The organism is Streptomyces sp. NPDC093094, assembly GCF_044754345.1.
GTDB lineage: Bacteria > Actinomycetota > Actinomycetes > Streptomycetales > Streptomycetaceae > Streptomyces.
Window position 1 is genome coordinate 509369 of record NZ_JBIVOX010000003.1, and the last position, 16936, is coordinate 526304.

A 16936-nucleotide genomic window follows, 5' to 3' on the forward strand; every position below is an offset into this window, starting at 1 on the left:
AGCACGTCGGAAGTCGAGAGGGTGCATTGTGTGCGAGCCGAACGTGGTCGGGGACTGGCAGGAGTACGACGAGCACGCCGGTCTGCGTGTCCGCGTCCACCGTCTTGAGCAGGCCGAGCCCCCGCGCGGCCGGGACGACGCCGCCGAGGGGCTGACCTACTTCAGCCTCCGGGTGACCGTCGAGAACCGCGGCACGCGCCACTTCGGCATCCACCTGGAGGACGGCCAGATCGACGTGCGCATCGGCCCGGACGGCGAGAGCGCCTTCATCGACTGGCGCAACTCGCAGTTCATCGAGGGCTACGACGTCCACCCGCTCCGCCGGGCGACCGCCGTGCTCTTCGCGGCCGGCCCCGAGGCCGCGCTCGCCCAGATCGACGTCCAGGTCCAGCTGCGGGTGGACGAGGAGTGGGCCGGGCGCCGCCTGTGGGTGGGCGGTGCCGGACTGCACGAGGCCGAGGGCACGCACACCGGCCCGGGCTGCGGCGTCGCCCACCAGGTCAGCAACTTCCTGCGCGACCAGGCCGAGGAGGGCACCGCCTGAGCGGTGCCCGGTCCGGCCAATGCGTCCGTGCGGGACGCCGGCGTGGTCAGTGCGGGATGCCGTCGATGATCTCGCGCGCCCCCTGACGCAGCAGCGCCACGGCGACCGACGTGCCGAGCGTGGCGGGGTCCAGGCGGCCCGCCCACTCGTGGGCGTTCAGCCGGGTCTTGCCGTCCGGGGTGAACACACATGCCCGCAGGGACATCTCCCCGGTGCGGTCGACCTGGGCGAAGCCGGCGATCGGGCTGTTGCAGTGCCCCTGGAGCACATGCAGGAACATCCGTTCGGCGGTGGCCTCCCGGTGTGTCGCCGGGTCGCCGAGGGCGCTCACCGTGTCGATCAGCTCGCTGTCGCCCTCCCGGCACTGCAGGGCCAGGACGCCCGCGCCGATCGGCGGCATCATCGTCTCGGGCGAGAGCACCTCGCTGATCACGTCCGGCCGGCCGATCCGCTCCAGGCCGGACACCGCGAGCAGCAGCGCGTCCGCCTCGCCCGCCGCGAGCTTCTCCAGCCGGCGGTTGGCGTTGCCGCGGAACGGCACGCACTCCAGCTGCGGATGCGTGGCGGCGAGCTGGGCGATCCGGCGCACCGAGGAGGTGCCGATGCGGGTGCCGGCCGGCAGCTCGTCCAGGGTGAGACCGCCCGGATGGACGAGCGCGTCGCGGATGTCGTCCCGCTTCAGGAACGCGGCGAACACGGTCCCGGCGGGCAGCGGCCGGTCGGCGGGCACGTCCTTGACGCAGTGCACCGCGAGGTCGGCCTCACCGGCCAGCAGCGCCGCGTCCACCTCCTTGGTGAACGCCCCCTTGCCGTCGACCTTCGACAGGTCGCCCAGCCACTTGTCACCGGTGGTCTTCACCGGCACCACCGTGGTGCGGACTTCGGGGTACAGCGCGCTCAACTCGGCGCGCACACGCTCCACCTGGGCCAGCGCCATGGGCGAGTCACGGGAGACGATCCGGATCAGTTCGGGTGCGGACATGCGCCCACGATAGTGCCCGCCGGTGGAGCGGTGCAGGAGCTCCACCGACGTCACCCACGCGGTCGCGCCGGCGTTCGAACCGGACTCAGGCGTACGGGTCGAACGCGATGCCCGACGGCTTGGCGGAGGCCAGATGCGACTCGAAGCTGCCGTCCTTCAGGCCGAAGTGGGCGCTGCCGAAGTCGTACGCGACGAGCTTCTCGCGGATCCCGGCCGGGTAGCCGTTCCAGCCGACCAGCGTCGGGTACTGCCAGGTGCGCTTGTGGTTCTCCGGCGGCTCGTCGCCCGATCCGGCGGCCCGGAAGCAGTGGGTGCTGATGCCGTCCTTGTGGTAGACGACCTTCGCGTGGGTGCCCTCGAAACGCATCTGCGAGGCGCCGTGCACGGTGAACGAGCCGTGGTTGGACGTCGAGACGTACTTGACCTGGTTGTCCTGCACCCAGACCACGACATGCTCCCAGTCGTGCCGGTGTCCGCCGAGGCTGATGCCGGGCAGCGCCTGGTCCTTCTCGAAGTACGACCCGTAGAGGATCGCGCACCAGCCGTTGTTGCACTTGGAGCGGGAGTAGCCGTTGGTGCTGTCCAGGTCGGACGCGTCCCGGCACTGCCCGTTGAGGGCGCCGGTGGGTTTGAGGCCGGGGCTGACCGAGCCGTCGGGGCCGATGGCCGCCGTGGCGTAGCAGCCGTCGGTGTCGTAGTCGTAGGCCGGCTGGAACGTCCGGTCCAGCGCGTCGGCGGAGGCGGGCAGCGCCGGGGGCGGCGCGGCGAGCGCGACGCCGGGGAAGGCGACGACGAGCGCGGCGGCACCACCGAGACCGGTGAGCCATCTCCTGCGGTGTGTACGGGACGTGGGCGACGACGGCACTGCGTCCTCCTCCTGGTGCGGGGCGCAGCCTGAACGGCTGTGGGGGGCAAGGCAGTTCAGCTTGCCGCCGATCACCTGGAACGCCAAGAGGCTGGAGGCGTCCGCGTGATGAAAGGCATCCCGACAGTGGGTCCGTGACGCCTTGCCGGACTCCGGGCGCGGCCGGGCGGGAGCGGGCGCTCCGGGGCCGAGCGGGTGCCCCGGCGAGGGACGGCCGGGTGCGGCGGGACGCGTACCGTCCAGTAATATCGCGCCCCGGTCACCGGGGAGAGGAACCCCGGGCCGCTCCGGAGGAGGAAGCATGGGCGCGCAACCCCAGGTCGGCGACGTCGTCGAGGACTTCGAGCTGCCGGACGAGACGGGGGCGGCACGGAGACTGTCGGAGCTGCTCGCCGACGGCCCGGTGGTGCTCTTCTTCTACCCCGCGGCCCTGACGCCGGGCTGCACCGCGCAGGCGTGCCACTTCAGGGACCTGGCCGCGGAGTTCGCCGCCGTCGGCGCGACGCCCGTGGGGATCAGCGGCGACAGCGTGGAACGGCAGCGGGAGTTCTCCGGGCAGCACACCCTCGGCATGCCGCTGCTGTCCGACACCGACGGGGCGGTGCGGGAACGGTTCGGGGTGAAGCGGGGCTTCACGCTGGCGCCGACCAAGCGGGTCACCTTCGTCATAGGGCGTGACCGCACGGTGCTGGAGGTCGTGCGCAGCGAACTGCGCATGAACACCCACGCCGACCGGGCCCTCGCCGTGCTCCGCGGCTGACCGGACCCGCCGCGGGCGCCGATCGGGGACACTGGGTCCATGCGGCGGCGCAGGAGCACGGCCACGACGACCGCCTGCCTGGTCCTGGCGGCCCTGGCGGGATGCAGCGGCGGCGGCGACGGCAGCGCGCCGCCGGCCGCGCCGAGCGGCTCGCGCACACCCGCCACCGCCGCTGCCACCGCGCCCGCGCCGACCTCCTCCGCCTCCCCGTCGCCGAGCGCCTCACCGGTCGACCCCGTCTCGATCCCGGGCCTCGTGGCCCGCGAGCACAGGGGGTCCGGTCTGCGCACCACGGCGGTGCTGGCCCGCACGGACGCCTACACGCGGTACGCGGTGACGTACCGGGCGAACGGGCTGACCGTCTCGGGCGTCATGAACGTCCCGCGCGGCAGGGGTCCCTTCCCCGCGCTGGTGCTGGCGCACGGGTACATCGACCCGGCCGTCTACACCAGCGGCCGCGGCCTCGCCCGGGAGCAGGACCTCCTCGCCCGCGAGGGCTATGTCGTCCTGCACACCGACTACCGCAACCACGCCGGCTCCGACCGCGACCCGGACAACGACGTCGATCTGCGGCTCGGCTACACCGAGGACACCATCGGTGCCGTCCTGGCCCTGCGCGGCTCGGGCCGTCCGGAGGTCGACGGCGACCGGATCGGGCTGCTGGGGCGCTCCATGGGCGGTGGGGTCGTGTACAACACCCTCGTCGTGGCGCCCGGTCTGGTCGACGCGGCGGTCGTGTTCGCCCCGGTCAGTCCCCGCCCCGAGGAGAACCTCGAACACTTCCGGCGCGGCGAGGACGACCCGCTCGCCGAGCAGGTCGAGGCCGAGCACGGCAGCCCCGAGGAGAACCCCGCGTTCTGGAGGGCGGCCTCGCCGCTGACGTACGTGGACCGGGTCACCGAGCCCCTGCTGATCCACCACGGCACGGCCGACACCGTGTGCCCGCCGCGCTGGTCGCGTCGGACGGCCGCCGCGTTCGAGAAGGCGGGCAAGGACGTGGAGCTGCGGATGTACGAGGGCGAGGGGCACACCTTCGGGCCACGGTGGCCCGACTCCATGGACGTCACGCTGGCGTTCTTCGGACGTCATCTGCGCTGAGCCGGTGACGGGGCGCTCCGGCCCCGCCTCCGGTTCACGGGGTGACGGCGTCCGTGCGATGTGCAGCCTCGCGGGCGTGGCCGCGGTCGTGGACGACGGGGAGCGACCGCTCCGCGGCGTCGATCCACGCGTCGATCGCCTCGTGGGAGGTGCGCACGGCGTCGACGAGCTCCTCGACGAGCCTGAGCCCGGGCTCGCCGACGTACGCCCTGAGCTGGGCGAGCGTGACCTCCTGGTACGGCATCGACAGCTGCCACCAGAACCGCATGAGGTAGCGGCACTCCTGCTGGTCCCGGTCGTCCGCGAGCCTGCTGTGGATCACGGACCGCGCCCGCCCCAGCTGCTCGTCGTCGCGGAAGCCGGCTCTGAGATCCGTCAGGCACATGCGGGCGAGCGTATCGCCGGGGCGCGGGGGCGGCGAACGGATTCGCTGGTCGGCCGGATGGATCACTGACACCATCGGGCATGGCCGTGACGGACGATCGGTGGAGGGCGGATGGCGGCGGAGCAGGTGCCGGGGGTCGAGGTGAGGCCGGCTGCCGGGTTCATCGGGGCGGAGATCACCGGGGTCGATCTCGCGCAGGACCTCGGGGAGGACGTGGTCGCCCTGATCAGGGCGGCCGTACTGCGGTGGAAGGTGGTGTTCTTCCGGGGACAGCGGCTGGACCACGCCGCGCATGTGGCGTTCGCACGGCGGTTCGGTGAGCCCGTGGTGCCGGGCAGACGGGGGAGCGCGTCACCGGCCGGTGTGCCGGAGGTGGAGACGACCGCGGACCGGCTGGAGCTGGGCGGGCGGTTCGGGATGGAGCACGAGGAGTGGCTGCGGCGGCGCCGGCACACCCTGCTGCGCGGCTGGCACTGCGACCACGGCGCCCGGATCGACCCGCCCGCGGCGACGATCCTGCGCGCCGAGACCGTCCCGCCGTACGGCGGCGACACCACCTGGTCCAACCTCGCGGCGGCGTACGCCGGACTGTCCGCGCCCGTACGCGAGTTCGTCGACGGGCTGCGGGCCGAGCACCGGCTCGGCGTCGGGTACCAGCCGCGGCCCGGCGACGACTCCTACGTCCGGCATCTGCTGGACCATCAGGTCGCCTCCCTGCATCCGCTGGTCCGGGTGCACCCGGAGACCGGCGAGCGGATGCTGTTCGTCAACGGCTACTACGTCGAGCAGATCGACGGCCTGTCCCGCGCGGAGAGCGCCGCGGTCCTGGAGATGCTGCTGGAGCAGGCGGTCCGTCCCGAGTACACCGTCCGTTTCCGCTGGGAGCCGGGCAGCGTGGCCTTCTGGGACAACCGCGCCACCGTCCATCTCGCCCCCTCCGACAGTGCCCACCTCGGACACCCGCGCGTCATGCACCGGGTGATGCTGGCCGGAGAGGTGCCGGTCGGCGTCGACGGCAAGCCGTCCGAGCCGGTCACCGGCACCGAGGCGGGCCGCTGGTGACCGCCCCGTCCGACGTCCGCTCTCAGCGCAGCGGGATCGTCACCTCGTCCTCGACGGGCGGGGCCTCCTCCTGGGCGCGGTTGCCGGTGGCCGCGTGGCAGCGCAGCCGGATCGCGTCCGGGGAGACGTCGAGGCGCAGGAAGCACTTGAAGAACGGCGGGCTGTAGGTCGCCGATCCCGGGGAGAACAGGTCCGTGTAGACCTTGCGCACCGGGAGCCGGAAGCGGGAGCCGCGGTCCGGGCGGCGGCCCGTGCCCAGGAGGGACGCCACCAGCCGGGCGCGACGGGTGACCCGGACCGCGGACCCGGGCGCGCGGGCCGGTGTGTAGGCGAGGCGCTCGGCGACGACCGCGGTGGCCTCGTCCTCGGTGAGGGCGAGCAGCCGGCGCAGCCCGAGCCGGCGGCCGTAGAGCCCGCTGTAGAAGGCGAGGGAGTCGCCGCGCAGCGGATAGCAGCGGAAGTCCCGTTCGGTCACCCCGGCCACCGAGACCCGGGGGATGGTGTGCGTGGCGTGCATGAAGGCCCCGCCGCCGCCCGCGACGACGTACTGCACGGTGCGGCCGTCCACGTCGACCGGGTACCGCTGGTAGTTGTGGATGTCGCCGCCTATCGCCGCCACGTACCGGTGGGCCGGGTCACGGACGATGTCGTCGACCGTGCCGCCCCCCTCGATCGGGCACGGGTGGTGCTCGCCGTCCACGTACAGCGGCCGGCCGGTCACGAGGATCTTCGGGCGCGGATCGCGCGACACCTCCCGCAGCCACGCGCCCTGTTCGGCGTCGAGCGTGCCGAGCAGCCCGGTGTCGATGCCCACGATCCGGATCGGCCCGGCGTCGATCGCCCAGTACGGGCCCGGCTGTACGGCTTGCTGGGCGGGGTCGGGGCGCAACGTGCGGGCCTCGGCGAGGCGTTGCTCGTCCACCGGGCCCGGCCGGTGCCACAGCAGCGAGCGCAGCCAGGCCCGGGTGAGGGGGCGCGGCGCGGGTTCCGGGGCCAGGGGCGGGGCGTCGCCGCAGAAGACGCGCATGAAGCCGGTGAGGTCCTCGTACCAGTCGTGGTTGCCCGGTATCGCGTAGACGGGCGCCCGGTAGTCCCGGTACGGGCGGAAGAACTTGGTGCCGTAGTCGTCGGTGGCTCCGACGGGGTAGATCACATCACTGGCGAGGACGGTGAAGCGGGTGTCCTGACCGACCTTCAGCAGGCCCGGTACGACGGCGTACTGGGGCTCGTGGCCCTCGCCGGTGTCGCCGATCAGCAGGAACGAGAAGCTGTCCGGGTCGTCGCGCCGGATGACCCGGTCCGCCGGGGCGCCCGCCGCGGTGCGCTGGGCCGTCCAGCGGGAGCGGGTGTGCCCGGTGGGGTCGCCGAACAGGGAGGCGAGGACGCCGTTGCGGGCACCCCACATGGTGCGCGGGTCGAGCCAGAAGATCTTCTTCGGCCGGGGCGGCATCAGCCGCCGGTACTCGCCCGGTTCGGCGGCGCCCCAGCCGGCGCCCTTGGCGGTATCGCGTGAGGATTCGGACACCTGTGCACCGTAACAACGGACACCTGGTCAACGGGAGCCGGGTGGAGCGTGGTTGGCGGGGTCGCCGCCGCACCGCGCCCCACCCGGCGTGACGCTCAGGAGAGCGGGTCGAGGGTGAGGTACGCCTGGAGCGGGTTGCCGTCGTGGACGAGGGACTCGTGCTGCCCGACGTCGTCGAAGGCGAAGGCGTACGCCTTCCCGTCCTCCGTCCGCTCATGGATGACCCGGGCGTAGTGGTTGGTCACCGCGTCCCGGTAGAAGCCGGCCGACGAGGTGTCGGGCTGGTTGGGGTTGGTCAGCAGGGTGGAGCGGTTGTAGCCCGCGCACAGGGTGCGCGAGATCGGGCCGCGCACGGCGTCGTTGGGGGCGTCCAGCAGCCGGTGGCAGCCGAAGACGCTGGCCGCGTCCGGCTTGGAGAAGCTGGTGACGACCGCGCCGGAGGAGTTGGTGAAGTTCATGACGTTGCCCGAGACCCGGCCGAAGTAACGGGTGTTCGGCTGGTCGGCGAACGGGGTGACCGTGAGGGTGGTCGTGGCGTACTTCTGCCAGACGCGGTTGACGTAGTCGCCCAGCACGTTCGCCGGGAGGGCGCCCGTCTCCAGGCCGTACGCCGGGGAGAGGGCCCGCAGGACGGTGCCGTCGGAGCGGGTCTGCACCAGGTTGCCCCAGCCGCCCGGCTGGGCCCGCAGCGCGGAGAATACCCCGTTGTAGCCGCCCGGCTTGAGCCGGCCGGTGTTGGCGGTGCTGCCGTTGGAGCGCTGTACGCCGACCGTGTACGGCACCGAGAACATGTCGACCTGGGTGCTGTTGATCCACAGCCCGGAGTCGTTGAGCGTGTACTCGGACCAGTTGAAGAGGATGTTGCGGTTGGGGTCGGTCGGGTTCTGCACGGCCGGCTGCACCAGGCCGCCGGTGGTCAGCTTGAACACGAGCTTCTGGCCGTAGGAGAAGTAGATCCTCCCGGAGAGCTTGGGGATTCTGATCGTCTTCGACTGCCCGGCGGCCGGGCCGGGGATGGAGGCGTCGGGGGCGGGGGTCGGCGGGTTGCCGCCCGCCGGCCAGTCGTGGAAGGCGCCGCCGGCGTCGGCCCAGCCCTGCCGGCCGGTCGTCAGGTTGGTGCCCAGGACGTACACGTGGACCGCGTCGCCGCGGCCGGAGTTGTTGGTGAGCTTCAGCGGGATCGTGGCGGGCACCGCGGCGTCCGCGGTCGACGGCCCGCCGACCGCCAGGAGGGTGCCGAGCAGTGCGGCCGCCGCGCCCAGGGGCAGCAGGCGGCTTCGGAGGCTTGCGAACATGCTGCGTCTCCGTGCGTCGTGGTCGGGTGGGGGGAATTGGTCCGGACCAGTTTGAGAGCGCTCTCAGAGTGGCGTGAGGATGCGTGCATGTCAATGAGTACGACGTGAGGACCGCGATGCGCCCGCCGCGGCGGGGCCGGGGAACGCGGCACGCCCGCCGGGCCGGGGCGGGGGCGTGCCGGAGTGGTCGCCGGGGCCGGCGGTGTCCTCAGCGGGAGGTGAGTGTCCGGTCCAGCAGGTCGAGCAGGGCCGCCCGGTGCCGCGCGTCGGCGTCCGCGTCGTAGGCGTGGCTGTCGGCCTGGGTGAAGCCGTGCGGGGCGCCGGGGTACACCTCGCAGCGGTGGCGTACGCCCGCGTCGGTCAGGGCCTGTTCGAGCCGGGCGATCTGGTCGGCCGGCAGCGAGGGGTCGGCGTCGGCGTGCCCGAAGTACACCTCCGCGGTGATCCGGCCGGCCACCAGATGCGGGCTGTCCGGCGCCTCGGTCGCCAGCCGCCCGCCGTGGAACCCGGCCGCGGCCGCCACCCGCTCCGGGAAGGCGGCGGCGGTCCGCAGGGACAGCCGGGCGCCCATGCAGTAGCCCGTCACGCCCACCGGGCCGGGCGCGGCCGCGGGGCAGTCGGCGAGCGTCCGCAGATACGCCTCGGCGTCCCGCATCGCCAGGTCCGGGGTCAGACCGCGCAGGATCGGGCCGAGGTGCACGAACAGCGCGCGCTCGGCGTCGGCGTCGAGGAACGCGGGCAGCGGCACCACGGGGGCACGGCCGTGCCGGTAGAACACGTTCGGCAGCAGCACGGTGTACCCGGCGGCGGCCAGCCGGTCCGCCGCCGAGCGCAGCTGCGGGCGGGGCCCGAACGCGTCCATGTACATCAGCACCCCTGGGTGCCGCCCGCCGTCGGCCGGATGCGTCAGGTAGGCGTCGGCGGTGCCGTCCGCGGTGCGGACGTCCACGGACCTTCCCTCCACGGTGGTCATGACGAGGTCTCCTGCGGCGTTCGACGGCGGGTTGTGGCCGGGTGCGGGTGCGGGGAGGGCGCTTCGGTTCCCTACTCGAACCTGGTGGTGTCGCCCGCGCCGCGTCGCACGATCTCCGCCTCGCCGCCGGAGAAGTCGATCACCGTGGTCGGTTCGGTGCCGCAGTCGCCGGAGTCGACCACGCCGTCCAGGACGTGGTCGAGGCGGTCCTTGATCTCCCAGCCCTGCGTCAGGGGCTCGTCCTCGTCGGGCAGCAGCAGGGTGCTGGACAGCAGGGGCTCGCCGAGTTCGCCGACCAGGGCCTGGGTGACGACATGGTCGGGGATGCGCACACCGACGGTCTTCTTCTTCGGGTGCTGGAGCGCGCGCGGCACCTCCTTCGTCGCCGGGAGGATGAAGGTGTAGCTGCCCGGCGTCGACGCCTTGACCGCCCGGAAGACGTCGTTGTCCACGCGGACGAACTGGCCGAGCTGGGCGAAGTCCTGGCACACGAGGGTGAAGTGGTGCCGGTCGTCCAGTCGGCGGATGGTCCGGATCCGGTCGACGCCGTCGCGGCTGCCGATGCGGCAGCCCAGCGCGTAGCAGGAGTCGGTCGGGTACGCGATGAGCGCGCCGTCACGGATGCTGTCGGCGACCTGGGAGATGGTGCGCGGCTGGGGATTGTCGGGGTGCACGTCGTAGTACTTCGCCATCGTCCGAGCTTATGCCCGCCGGAGGCCGGCCCCCTGCATCCGGCCGCCACGCCGGGCTCGCTCCGCCTGCCGCCTGCCGCGTCCGTCGTCCGTCGCGCCTGTCGCCCGTCGCGTCCGTCGGTCCCGGGGTGCCCCCGCCCCCGCCCCGGCTTCCCCGTCGACGACCGCGCCCCGGGACCGGACCCGGTCATCCTCACCGGCTGGGGCACCATGGACACCGGGGCGCAGGTGGTGTGCGGCAGGGAACTGAAGTGACGGCCCCGGCGTCTTGGCAGGTCACTGGGACAGTGTCCCCGCAGGCGGGGTCGTACGAGAGACGAGGAGGGCGCGGCATGGCCGGCCGCGGCAGCGCAGTGCCGCCAGGAGCCCCGTCCGCCTGGGCGGAGGAGCTGCTGGAGCATCTGCGGCCCACAGGACGGGATCTCGGCCGCGTCGTCGACTGGCTGGCGCGCACGCTGGAAGGCGTCGTCTGTCTGCGCGGGCACGGCGGGACGCTGCTCGCCGGGCGGCCGATCGCCCTCGACCCGGTGCTCACCACGGACGTCATCGCCGGACGGATCGCCTCCGCAGCGCTGGAGGACGCCGGACGCCATCTGCGGCTGGTCCGCATCGACCGGCCCGGTCCGGAACGGGCCGCCGTCCTGGCCGTCTCCCGCACCGCCCCCTTCGACCGCCGCAGCGCCGACATCGTCACCCACACCGCCGCCGTCGTCGAACTCCTCCTCGGCGCCGGAGGAACGGCCACGGCCGCCCGGCGCCTGGAGCGGGCCACCTCGGACCTGCGGCTGGCCATCCTCCAGCTGCTCATGGTGGAGGACATCGTCTCCGCCCGCCGGGTCGCCGCGGGGCTGTGGCCCGGCCTGCTCGACATCGACACCGCCCGGGTGTACGTCGCCGAGAGCAGGCCCGAGGACCGCGACCGGTTCGCCGAGGACTGCCTCGACGCCACCGGGGAGCGGGCCCTCGTCGTGCGCTGCCCGGCGGTCGACGCCCATGTCATCGTGGTCGCCCCCGGCGACCGGTCCGCCGAGGCGCTGCGTTCCCTCGTCGGCAGCCGCCCCGGCACCTTCCTCGGCGGCAGCCGTCGGCACGGTCTCGCGCGCACCGCGACCGCCTACGGCCAGGCCGTCAGCGCCCTCGCCGTCGCCCGCTTCCGTCCCGACAAGGCCGCGCTCTACGCCGAACGCACCCACCCCGAACGGCTCATGGACCCGCGCACGCTGCACGCCTGGACCGCGCGGCTGCTGAGCCCCCTCGACACCCTCGCCCACCACACCCGCGCGGAACTCCTCGCCACCACCCGGCTCGGCCTGGAGTTCACCGCCGTGAGCACGGCGAAGGTGCTCGGGGTCAGCCGCAACACCGTGCGCGCCCGCATGGAGCGCGTGGAGGGTCTGCTGTGCGCCGACTTCTCCGACCTCACCGTCCGCGCCACCGTCCATCTCGCCCTGAACACCCAGGCCGGTCTCACCGACGCTCCCCGGCCGCAGCCCGACGCGGACCGTGCCGGGCTCGCCGGACTGCTGGCCGGCCCCGCCCTGCGCTCCTGGGCCCGCGGACTGCTCGGCCGCCTCGACGCCGACGGACGCGATCTTCGGCGCACCCTGCGGGCCTGGCTCGCCTCGGGCGGCAACGCCGAACGGGCCGCGCAGACACTGGGCGTGCATCCGCAGACCGTGCGCGACCATGTACGCGGCGCCGAACCCGTTCTGCAACGCCAGCTGCTGGCCTCCGGCAGCGACCTCTATGAGATCGTCCTGGCCCATCTCGCCCTCGGCGAGCTCGCCCCGCCCGCGCTGGCGGCGGTGTAGGGCCCGTACCGGAGACCGGGGCCCGGCACCCGTCCGGGCGGGGTCCGCGGAGGCCGTGGACACCGACGAACCGGGACCAGCCGGGCGCGGCTGTGCACAGGTGAGTCCTTCGTGCACCGGAGCGGGCACCGACACGATTCACAACCGGTGGACCGCACACATAGGTTCGTCGAGCCGCAGGGGCGCGACCGGCACGGGGGACCGGTCGGGCCCCTCGCGGCAGCCCGTCGCCCCGGGACCGGCACGCCGGGCGTGAGGTCCGTGCCGGGAGATCCCGTCACCGCCGCGGCCCCGCCGGCCGGCCGTTATGATCAAGGACATGACAGCTCCGGAACCGACCATCCTCGCGACCTCGGGCGGCCACCGACTCGGCGGGCGCACCAGGCTGCTGTTCGACTCCCTGGTCCATCACGCCGTCGAGCTGTCCGGCGTGCACGGCCGGCGCCCCCGGGTCATGTACGTCGGCACCGCCATCGGCGACTCCGAGCACGCCACCGCCCGCATGATGGAGGCGGCCCGGGTGGCGGGCTTCGACCTGACCCCGCTGATGCTGTTCCCGATGCCCAACCTGGAGGACATGGAGGGCGCGGTCCTCGACAGCGACGTCGTATGGGTGATGGGCGGCTCGGTCGCCAACCTGCTGGCGGTGTGGCGGGTGCACGCGCTGGAGAGGATCATGCGCCGCGCCTGGGAGTCCGGCGTGGTGCTCAGCGGCGTGAGCGCCGGTTCCATCTGCTGGTTCCAGGGCGGCGCGACGGACTCGTACGGGCCCGAACTGCGCCCCGTCACCGACGCCCTCGGCCTCCTGCCGTACGGCAACGGTGTGCACTACGACTCCGACGGGGGCCGCCGCCCGCTGATGCACCGGCTCGTCGCGGACGGCACGTTCCCCGAGGCCCACTGCACGGACGACGGCGTCGGCCTCGTCTACCGGGGCACACGGCTGGTCGGGGCCGTGACGGAGCTGCCCGGCAAGAGCGCCTACGTGGTGCGGCGCGAGGGCGACGAGGCGGTGGAGGAGCGCATCGCACCGCGCCGGCTCCCCACCGCCCCCGGCTGCTGACCTCAGCCGATGTGGTAGCTGTCCCCGTACACCCGCCAGTCGAGCGGCGTGTCGAGGCCGAGGTTGCCCCGGGTGAGGAAGACCCGCTGGGCGGTGTCCACGCGGCTGGTGTCGCTGTGCGCCTCCTCCTGCCGCATCGCCCACACCCGCGCGTCGAGGAAGGCGTGCAGGTAGCGCACCTCGTCGCCGCCGCGTGACGGGGGCTGCGCCGAGCGCAGCGCACGGGCGCGGATGCTGCGGAACGACGTGGGGTCCGTCCCGTCGCCGTGCATCACCAGGGCGTCGTAGTAGGCGAACTGGCCCAGGACCCGCAGTCCGTCCGCCCTGCCCTGGCGGACCGCCGGGTCGAAGTACACCCGGTCGCGCTCGTCGTTCTGGGCCTGCTGGAACGCCCCGTCGCGGGCGGCCCTGCGCCAGTCGCCCGGATAGCCGGGGTCGAGACCTTCGTGCGAGTCGGTGCCGTCCACCTCGCGCAGGGCGGGCAGATAGCGGGCGAGGACGTTGCCCGGGCGCCGTGCGGCGTAGAGCTCGACCAGGTCGAGCATGTCGCCGGTGCCGGAGCAGAAGCCGATGATCCCGGCGGTGTAGCCGCGGCCGTCGCCGATGTCCTCGATGTACTTGTACTGGGCCTTCCAGTCGAGGGAGGAGTTCTCCGCGCTGGACACCAGCTGCATGGCGATCTCCTTCTTCGCCGGGTCGTCCAGCCCCGGCGCCCGGTCCGGGGCGGCGGCCGCCCGCGGGGAGCCGAGCAGCGGCGCCGACACCAGTGAGGCGCCGAACAGGGCGAGGAGAGTGCGGCGCGAGGCGCTCGCGGAGGGGAGAGGTCGCATCACGGGGCTCCGATCCGGTGGGGGGCGGGGGTCGAGCGGGTGCCGTGTGCCGAACTGTTAGTAAGGTTTCCTATCAGACTCGCGCGGCCTTGAGAACACCTCCGGCGCACTCTCGTCGCGGCGGGATCCCCGCCCCGGGGGCTACGGCAGCGGCTGCTCGGCCCAGATGACCTTGCCGTCGGCGGCGTAGCGCGTGCCCCAGCGGTCCGCGAGCTGCGCGACCAGGAACAGCCCCCGGCCGCCCTCGTCGGTCATCGCCGCGTAGCGCAGATGCGGGGCGGTGCTGCTGCTGTCGAACACCTCGCAGACCAGACTGCGGTCGTAGAGCATCCGCACCCGGATCGGCCCGGCGCCGTAGCGGATCGCGTTGGTCACCAGCTCGCTGAGGATCAGCTCCGTGGTGAAGGCGAGCTCCTCCAGCCCCCACTCGTCCAGCCGCCGGGCGACCGCGGCGCGCACCCGCGCCACCGCCGCCGGGTCCGACGGCACGTCCCACTCGGCGATCCGGTCCGCCGCCAGCGCCCGGGTCCGCGCCACGATCAGGGCGATGTCGTCGCCCCGCCGGGCCGGCAGCCTGGCGTCCACCACCGACCGGCACGTCTCCTCCGGCGACGGCCCCGCCTCCTCCAGCGCCTCCCGCAGCAGCTCCAGCCCCACGTCGATGTCCCGCCCCCGGTCCTCGACCAGACCGTCGGTGTACAGCACCAGCCGGCTGCCCTCGGCCAGCTCCACGTCCTGCGTCTCGTACGGCAGACCGCCCAGGCCCAGCGGCGGACCCACGGGCACGTCCAGGAACTCGACCAGCCTGTCGGGCCGCACCAGCGCGGGCGGCGGATGACCGGCCCGCGCGACCGAGCACCGCAGGCTGACCGGATCGTAGATCGCGTACAGACAGGTGGCGCCCGTGACCGGCGCCCGGTCGCCCTCCTCGGTCTCGTCCTGGTCGATGCGCGCGACCAGCTCGTCCAGCAGGGTCAGCAGCTCGTTCGGCGGCAGGTCCAGGGCCGAGAAGTTGTGCACCGCGGTGCGCAGCCGGCCCATCGTGGCCGCCGCGTGCAGCCCGTGGCCCACCACGTCCCCGACGACGAGCGCCACCCGCGCGCCGGACAGCGGCAGGACGTCGAACCAGTCGCCGCCCACCCCCGCCTGCGCCGGCAGATACCGGTAGGCGATCTCCAGCGCCGACTGCTCCGGCAGACTGCGCGGCAGCAGACTGCGCTGGAGCGTCACCGCCATCGTGTGCTCGCGGGTGAAGCGGCGTGCGTTGTCGATGGCGACCGCCGCCCGCGCCACCAGCTCCTCCGCCAGCGCCCGGTCCTCCTCGTCGAACGGCTCGGGCTGCTCCGAACGCCAGAACGTGACCAGGCCCAGGACCAGCGACCCCGCACGCAGCGGCACGGTGATCAGTGAGTGGATGCCGAACTCCATCACCTGCCCGGCCCGCTCGACGTCCTGCTCGTGCCAGCCGTGCGCCGTGCCCAGACGGGGCTCCAGGGCGGCCTCACCGGTGGCGAGGGCGCGGCCCTGCGGCGACGACGGCACGAACCGGGTCCGCCGCCCGACCGGATACAGCGGCGCGTCCTTGCGGATGCCGCGGGACGCGGTCCGGCGCAGCTCCGTGCCGGACTCCGGCGGCTCCCCGCCGATCACCGCGTCGAACAGGTCCACGGTGACGTAGTCCGCCAGCCGCGGCACGGCGAGCTCCGCCAGTTCCTCGGCCGTTCGGGTCACGTCCAGGCTGCCGCCGATGCGCACCCCCGCGTCGTACAGCAGGGCCAGCCGCTCGCGGGCCAGATCGGCCCGCCCGGACAGGGCACGCAGCTCGGTGGAGTCCCGCAGGGTGGCCACGCTCCCGGCCGGACCGCCCGCCAGATCGGTGGGCCGCTGGTTGACCGCCAGCAACCGGTCACCGACCAGATGCACCTCGTCCGTGGCCATCCGCGCGGAGGCCAGCAGCGCGGCGGTGTCCGGGTCCAGACCGAGGTCGCGCACCTGACGGCCCTCGGCGTCGGGAGGCAGGTCCAGCAGCCGGTGCGCCTCGTCGTTGGCGAGCAGCAGCGCACCCTCGCCGCCGACGATGATCACGCCCTCGCGCACGGAGTGCAGCACCGCGTCGTGGTGCTCGTACATCCGGGTCATCTCGTCCGGGCCCAGACCGTGCGTCTGGCGCAGCAGCCGCCGGCTGACCAGGGCCGTCCCGGCCAGCGCCAGGGCCAGCGCGGCTGCCGCGGCGGACAGCACCAGCGGCAGCTGGTCGTCGGCCGTGCCGCCCACCCGCTCGGTGGTGATGCCGGCGGACACCAGGCCCACCACCGTGCCGTCGTCCGCCTTGACCGGCACGATGGCCTGCACCAGCCGGCCGATGGTGCCGTCGATCTCCTCGACGACCGTCCCGCCGGCCAGCGCGGGCCCGATGTTCCCGACGAACTTCTTGCCGATGCGGTCCGGCCTGGGATGGGTGTAGCGGGTCCCCTCGGGGTCCGTGACGACGATGAAGTCGACCCCGGACGCCTGCCGGGCGGCCTCGGCGTGCGGCTGGAGGAGCGCCGTCGGATCGGGCGCGGACAGCGCGGCGGCGGTGCCCGGCGCGTTGGCGAAGGTCTGCGCCACGGCCACCGAGCGGTTGCGGGCCTCCGTCGTGGTGTCCAGACGGCCCTGCAGCACCAGCGCCGCCACCGCGGCGACCACCAGCAGCAGCACGACGACGAACTGCAGGACGAACACCTGCCCGGCCAGGCTGCGGATGCGGAGCGTCGCCCGCAGCCCCGTCGGCCGTCCCGGCCGTCCCGGGCGCGGCCGGACGGCCGCCGCGTGCCGCAGCCGTGCGGGGTCCGCCGCGTGCCGGCCGTGCCGCTCACGCATGGGACGGGCGCTGCCGGGTGCGCGGGTCGTGCGCATGCCCCCGGGACGACGGTCCGGACGCGTCCCGGACCGCCCCACAAGCCGGACCATGAGCCATGTCTACACTCCCGGGACCCGCCGGGCGAGGGGTGCCGCGGATCGTGACGACGGCGCACGGCCGGACGGGCCGGACGGCCCCGGTGCCCCTGC

General features: G+C 73.8%; 15 protein-coding genes. 6 read left to right on the plus strand and 9 right to left on the minus strand.

The annotated features are described in order from the left end of the window. Nucleotides 1–28: 28 nt before the first annotated feature. Entirely contained in the window at nucleotides 29–544 is a 516-nt protein-coding gene (locus ACIQGV_RS08320; RefSeq protein WP_402492239.1) for a hypothetical protein, read from the plus strand. A 46-nt stretch (nucleotides 545–590) separates the two neighbouring features. Here ACIQGV_RS08320 and hemC read toward each other — a convergent pair whose 3' ends face one another. Then, complete coding sequence (gene hemC / locus ACIQGV_RS08325; RefSeq protein ID WP_402492242.1) at nucleotides 591–1526, minus strand: hydroxymethylbilane synthase; 936 nt, start codon at nucleotides 1524–1526, stop codon at nucleotides 591–593. Nucleotides 1527–1611: 85 nt separating this feature from the next. After that, the gene (locus ACIQGV_RS08330; RefSeq protein ID WP_402492244.1) at nucleotides 1612–2391 is read right to left on the minus strand and encodes an NPP1 family protein; all 780 of its coding nucleotides are present in this window, start codon (nucleotides 2389–2391) and stop codon (nucleotides 1612–1614) included. A 301-nt stretch (nucleotides 2392–2692) separates the two neighbouring features. Here ACIQGV_RS08330 and ACIQGV_RS08335 point away from each other — a divergent pair, with 301 nt between their 5' ends. Then, on the plus strand, nucleotides 2693–3151 hold the full coding sequence (locus ACIQGV_RS08335; protein ID WP_402492247.1) for a peroxiredoxin: 459 nt from the start codon (nucleotides 2693–2695) through the stop codon (nucleotides 3149–3151). 39 nt (nucleotides 3152–3190) lie between these two features. Beyond that, on the plus strand, nucleotides 3191–4249 hold the full coding sequence (locus ACIQGV_RS08340) for an alpha/beta hydrolase family protein (RefSeq protein WP_402492249.1): 1059 nt from the start codon (nucleotides 3191–3193) through the stop codon (nucleotides 4247–4249). 34 nt (nucleotides 4250–4283) lie between these two features. On the opposite strand, the gene ACIQGV_RS08345 is transcribed toward ACIQGV_RS08340, so the two are convergent. Next, entirely contained in the window at nucleotides 4284–4634 is a 351-nt protein-coding gene (locus tag ACIQGV_RS08345) for a hypothetical protein (RefSeq protein WP_402492252.1), read from the minus strand. A 111-nt stretch (nucleotides 4635–4745) separates the two neighbouring features. Between ACIQGV_RS08345 and ACIQGV_RS08350 the strand changes: the two genes are divergently transcribed. After that, entirely contained in the window at nucleotides 4746–5696 is a 951-nt protein-coding gene (locus ACIQGV_RS08350) for a TauD/TfdA dioxygenase family protein (protein WP_402492254.1), read from the plus strand. A 22-nt stretch (nucleotides 5697–5718) separates the two neighbouring features. On the opposite strand, the gene ACIQGV_RS08355 is transcribed toward ACIQGV_RS08350, so the two are convergent. From ACIQGV_RS08355 to ACIQGV_RS08370, 4 genes are all read right to left on the minus strand, one after another. Next, complete coding sequence (locus ACIQGV_RS08355) at nucleotides 5719–7221, minus strand: metallophosphoesterase family protein (protein ID WP_402492256.1); 1503 nt, start codon at nucleotides 7219–7221, stop codon at nucleotides 5719–5721. A 95-nt stretch (nucleotides 7222–7316) separates the two neighbouring features. Continuing rightward, complete coding sequence (locus tag ACIQGV_RS08360) at nucleotides 7317–8516, minus strand: glycoside hydrolase family 64 protein (protein WP_402492259.1); 1200 nt, start codon at nucleotides 8514–8516, stop codon at nucleotides 7317–7319. A 208-nt stretch (nucleotides 8517–8724) separates the two neighbouring features. After that, a complete protein-coding gene (locus ACIQGV_RS08365; RefSeq protein WP_402492262.1) occupies nucleotides 8725–9489 on the minus strand; it encodes a dienelactone hydrolase family protein in 765 nt (254 codons plus the stop codon). A 71-nt stretch (nucleotides 9490–9560) separates the two neighbouring features. Beyond that, on the minus strand, nucleotides 9561–10181 hold the full coding sequence (locus ACIQGV_RS08370; protein WP_402492265.1) for an L-threonylcarbamoyladenylate synthase: 621 nt from the start codon (nucleotides 10179–10181) through the stop codon (nucleotides 9561–9563). Between the two features lie 332 nt (nucleotides 10182–10513). On the opposite strand from ACIQGV_RS08370, the gene ACIQGV_RS08375 reads away from it, so the two are divergent. Both ACIQGV_RS08375 and ACIQGV_RS08380 read left to right on the plus strand, forming a co-directional pair. Beyond that, nucleotides 10514–11992: a helix-turn-helix domain-containing protein gene (locus tag ACIQGV_RS08375; protein ID WP_402492268.1), complete on the plus strand. Its 1479-nt coding sequence runs from the start codon at nucleotides 10514–10516 to the stop codon at nucleotides 11990–11992. 319 nt (nucleotides 11993–12311) lie between these two features. Next, nucleotides 12312–13055: a Type 1 glutamine amidotransferase-like domain-containing protein gene (locus tag ACIQGV_RS08380; protein WP_402492271.1), complete on the plus strand. Its 744-nt coding sequence runs from the start codon at nucleotides 12312–12314 to the stop codon at nucleotides 13053–13055. A gap of 2 nt (nucleotides 13056–13057) precedes the next feature. Here the strand turns inward: ACIQGV_RS08380 and ACIQGV_RS08385 are convergent, their stop codons facing one another. Both ACIQGV_RS08385 and ACIQGV_RS08390 read right to left on the minus strand, forming a co-directional pair. Continuing rightward, a complete protein-coding gene (locus ACIQGV_RS08385; protein ID WP_402492274.1) occupies nucleotides 13058–13885 on the minus strand; it encodes a chitosanase in 828 nt (275 codons plus the stop codon). 141 nt (nucleotides 13886–14026) lie between these two features. Continuing rightward, the gene (locus ACIQGV_RS08390; RefSeq protein WP_402492277.1) at nucleotides 14027–16837 is read right to left on the minus strand and encodes a SpoIIE family protein phosphatase; all 2811 of its coding nucleotides are present in this window, start codon (nucleotides 16835–16837) and stop codon (nucleotides 14027–14029) included. Nucleotides 16838–16936 lie beyond the last annotated feature (99 nt).

Bases quoted from the DNA above. Each gene is read 5' to 3' on its own strand.
- hemC (WP_402492242.1), bottom strand. From the start codon at position 1,526: ATGTCCGCACCCGAACTGATCCGGATCGTCTCCCGTGACTCGCCCATG.
- ACIQGV_RS08335 (WP_402492247.1), top strand. From the start codon at position 2,693: ATGGGCGCGCAACCCCAGGTCGGCGACGTCGTCGAGGACTTCGAGCTG.
- ACIQGV_RS08340 (WP_402492249.1), top strand. From the start codon at position 3,191: ATGCGGCGGCGCAGGAGCACGGCCACGACGACCGCCTGCCTGGTCCTG.
- ACIQGV_RS08345 (WP_402492252.1), bottom strand. From the start codon at position 4,634: ATGTGCCTGACGGATCTCAGAGCCGGCTTCCGCGACGACGAGCAGCTG.
- ACIQGV_RS08350 (WP_402492254.1), top strand. From the start codon at position 4,746: ATGGCGGCGGAGCAGGTGCCGGGGGTCGAGGTGAGGCCGGCTGCCGGG.
- ACIQGV_RS08360 (WP_402492259.1), bottom strand. From the start codon at position 8,516: ATGTTCGCAAGCCTCCGAAGCCGCCTGCTGCCCCTGGGCGCGGCGGCC.
- ACIQGV_RS08365 (WP_402492262.1), bottom strand. From the start codon at position 9,489: ATGACCACCGTGGAGGGAAGGTCCGTGGACGTCCGCACCGCGGACGGC.
- ACIQGV_RS08370 (WP_402492265.1), bottom strand. From the start codon at position 10,181: ATGGCGAAGTACTACGACGTGCACCCCGACAATCCCCAGCCGCGCACC.
- ACIQGV_RS08375 (WP_402492268.1), top strand. From the start codon at position 10,514: ATGGCCGGCCGCGGCAGCGCAGTGCCGCCAGGAGCCCCGTCCGCCTGG.
- ACIQGV_RS08380 (WP_402492271.1), top strand. From the start codon at position 12,312: ATGACAGCTCCGGAACCGACCATCCTCGCGACCTCGGGCGGCCACCGA.
- ACIQGV_RS08385 (WP_402492274.1), bottom strand. From the start codon at position 13,885: ATGCGACCTCTCCCCTCCGCGAGCGCCTCGCGCCGCACTCTCCTCGCC.
- ACIQGV_RS08390 (WP_402492277.1), bottom strand. From the start codon at position 16,837: ATGGTCCGGCTTGTGGGGCGGTCCGGGACGCGTCCGGACCGTCGTCCC.